General features: G+C 72.3%; 3 protein-coding genes and 1 pseudogene. 2 read left to right on the top strand and 2 right to left on the bottom strand.

Annotation, left to right across the window (positions count from 1 at the left end; translation table 11 throughout):
• Nucleotides 1-193, bottom strand: a pseudogene (locus ND748_RS29015) (DNA-binding protein); the annotation flags it as partial.
• A gap of 43 nt (nucleotides 194-236) precedes the next feature.
• Entirely contained in the window at nucleotides 237-1,163 is a 927-nt protein-coding gene (locus ND748_RS29010; protein ID WP_251749371.1) for an SDR family NAD(P)-dependent oxidoreductase, read from the bottom strand.
• Nucleotides 1,164-1,339: 176 nt separating this feature from the next.
• Between ND748_RS29010 and ND748_RS29005 the strand changes: the two genes are divergently transcribed.
• Entirely contained in the window at nucleotides 1,340-2,626 is a 1,287-nt protein-coding gene (locus ND748_RS29005; RefSeq protein ID WP_251749370.1) for an acyl-CoA dehydrogenase family protein, read from the top strand.
• The coding region (locus tag ND748_RS29000; RefSeq protein ID WP_251749369.1) for an acyl-CoA dehydrogenase family protein at nucleotides 2,623-3,080 on the top strand (458 nt) is incomplete at its 3' end. The genes ND748_RS29005 and ND748_RS29000, both read left to right, overlap by 4 nt.

The following is a 3,080-nucleotide window of genomic DNA, read 5'->3' as shown; positions in this document are numbered from 1 at the left end:
GCAGCTCCCGGGTCACGAACACCACCCGGCGCACGTCCGGCGCGGTCGCCGAGCCGGCCGGGGCGGCCTGCTCCAGCGCCGCCCGGGCGGCGGCGACGGCCAGGGTCACCGCATCCTCGTCCGGTCCCAGCACCCGTCCCCGCGCGCTACCCCAGGGGGGCAGGTACGTACCGACAGCAGTCACCGTCGTCATCGCGTCGTCTCCTCTCGCCGCCAGCAGATCAGTGACACATCGATCACGAAACGATGTTCAGGCCGGCCAGGCCCGCCGGGGCGGTGCCCAGCACCACGCGCAGCCCGGCGTCGAGCTCGGCGGCGTCCAGCCGTCCGCCGCGGGCGGCGCTGTAACCGCGGCGCACGCTCCACGGGTCGACCGGGTGCACGGTGTTGCCGTCGATGCGCAGCACCCGACCGGTGAGCCAGCCGGACCGCTCCGAGGCCAGCCAGGCGACGACCGGGGAGGAGTTCGCCGGGTCGAACCGGTCGAACCCGTCGGCGGCGCCGGGCTGGGCGATGCCCGTGCCGGCGGTCATCCGGGTCGCCGCGACCGGCGAGATGCAGTTGGCGGTCACGCCGTAGCGGCTGCCCTCGAGCGCGGTCGTGAGCGTCAGGTTCGCGATGCCGGCCTTGGCGGCGCCGTAGGCGGCCTGACCGACGTTGCCGGCCAGCCCGGTGCCGGAGGTGGTGTTGACGATTCGCCCGGCGACCGGACGGCCCGCCTTGGACTCGGCCCGCCAGTAGTCGCAGGCATGCTTGGTCAGGGCGAAGGTGCCCTTGAGGTGGACGCCGATGACGGCGTCCCAGTCCTGCTCGGTGAGCGAGGTGATCGTCGCGTCGCGCAGGATGCCGGCATTGTTGACGATGGCGTCGAGCCGGCCGAACCGCTCGACCGTGTTCGCCACGAGGGAACGCACCGCCGCCCAGTCGGTGACGTTGCCGGTGTCGCGCACCGCGACGCCGCCGGCGGCCTCGATCTCGGCGACGACCGCGTCGGCCGGCTCCTCCTGCGAGGACTCCCCGCGAACCCCGACGCCCAGGTCGTTGACCACGACAGTTGCCCCGTGCGCGGCCAGTTCGAGGCTGTGGCTGCGGCCGATGCCCCGGCCTCCGCCCGTCACGATGACGACACGTCCCTCGAGCAGACGCTCACCCTGTTGCGACACCCGTCAGCTCCTCTGCCCGGTCAGCCCGCACGGCAACGCTGGCGACTCTAGGGTCTACTTGACATATTCGTCAAACCTTAGTGTCATGAGGCCATATTCCTTGCTCATGCCGCCCCGGTGTGCCCCTGCAGGCCGGGATTTTCCGCCGTACTTGACACCCCAGTCGGAGATCGCCCATGCCGAGCGAGATGGACCAGTTCGTCGCCGAGGTCACCACGTTCCTCGACGCCCACGCCACCCGCCGTGCCCGGGCGGCCGAGGACGTCGTCTGGGGCGAGGGCGAGGACCGGCTCTCCTATTTCAGCACCGACCCTCCCGACATCGAGAACGCCAAGGTCGCCGCGGCCAAGGCGTGGCAGCGCACCCGCTACGACAACGGCTTCGGCTGGCTCACCGGGCCGACCGCGTTCGGCGGGCGCGGGCTGAGCACCCTGCACGACCTGGTCTACGACGGCCTGGAGGCCGGCTACGAGGTGCCCGAGACCGGGGTGCTCTCCCTCATCGGCCTCGGCATGATCGGCCCGACGATCCTCGCCCACGGCTCCGACGAGCTCAGGCAGCGCTACCTGCCCAGGCTCTACAGCGGCGAGATCATCGCCTGCCAGCTGTTCAGCGAACCGGCCGCGGGCAGTGACCTGGCGGGCCTGGAGACGAAGGCCGTACGCGAGGGCGACGGCTGGGTGCTCAACGGGCAGAAGGTCTGGACGTCGGTGGCGCACCACGCCGCGATCGGGCTGGCACTGTGCCGCACCGACCCCGACAAGCCCAAGCACCGGGGCATCACCGCGTTCATCGTCGACATGACCGCCCCCGGGGTGGACGTGCGCCCGCTGCGTCAGATGAGCGGCGGCTCCGAGTTCAACGAGGTCTTCCTCACCGACGTCCACATCGGTGACGACCACCGCCTCGGCCCCCTCGACGGCGGCTGGGGCGTCGCCCTGACCACCCTGATGAACGAGCGGGCCAGCGTCGGCGGCGAGGGCGCCGGCCCGGTCGGCCGCGCGGTCGCCCTGCCGTTCCTCACCGAGCTGCTGCGCGCCAACGGCCGCCTCGACGACGGCGCCGCCCGCCGGCGCCTGGCCGAGCTGCATGCCGACAGCCTCGCCACCGAGTACCTCAACCACCAGATGATCCGCAAGTTCCGCGCGGGCGAGCAGCCGGGCCCCGAGGCGTCGGTGTCCAAGCTGATGTACGCCCAGAACCTCACCCGGGGCGCCCACTTCGCCGCCGAGATCATCGGTCCCCGCCTGATCGCCGACACCGGCGAGTGGGGCACCTACTCGTGGACGGAGCTGCTGCTGTCCACCCCGGCGCTGCGGATCCTCGGTGGCACCGAGGAGATCATGAAGAACATCCTGGCGGAGCGGGTGCTCGGCCTGCCCAAGGAGCCGGGCATCGACACCAGGTCGCCGTTCCGGGAGCTCCGTCGTTCGGCCGGCGCCACGGAATCGAGGTCCGCATGAGCAGCGAAGTCACCGGCAGCGAGAGCACCAGCAGCACCGAGCTGGACGAGCTGCGCTCGGCGGTGCGCGACTTCATGACCGCCAAGGCCGACGAGCAGGCCGTGCGCGCGGCGATCGACTCCGAGCGCGGCTACGACGACAAGATCTGGACGCAGATGGCCGAGCAGCTCGGCCTGCAGTCGCTCGCCCTGCCCGCCGAGCACGGCGGCGACGGCTACGGCCTGGTCGAGCTCACCGTCGTGCTCGAGGAGATGGGCCGGGCGCTGCTGCCCTCGCCGTTCCTGTCCTCGGTGGTGCTCGCCGGCACCGCGCTCGTCGCCGCCGGTGGTGACGAGGCCGCGCGGATCCTGCCCGGCATCGCCGCCGGCACCACCACCGCCACCCTCGCCCCGCCGAACGTCGACGGCGGCTGGTCACTCGGCGGGCGCGGCACCGGCGACGCCCTGGCCGTCAC

This window comes from Frankia sp. AiPs1, assembly GCF_023716945.1.
Taxonomy (GTDB): domain Bacteria; phylum Actinomycetota; class Actinomycetes; order Frankiales; family Frankiaceae; genus Frankia.
This window is presented reverse-complemented; position numbering and strand designations above follow the sequence as displayed.

Excerpts from the sequence above, each read along its gene's own strand:
- ND748_RS29005 (WP_251749370.1), top strand. The coding sequence starts at position 1,340 with ATGCCGAGCGAGATGGACCAGTTCGTCGCCGAGGTCACCACGTTCCTC.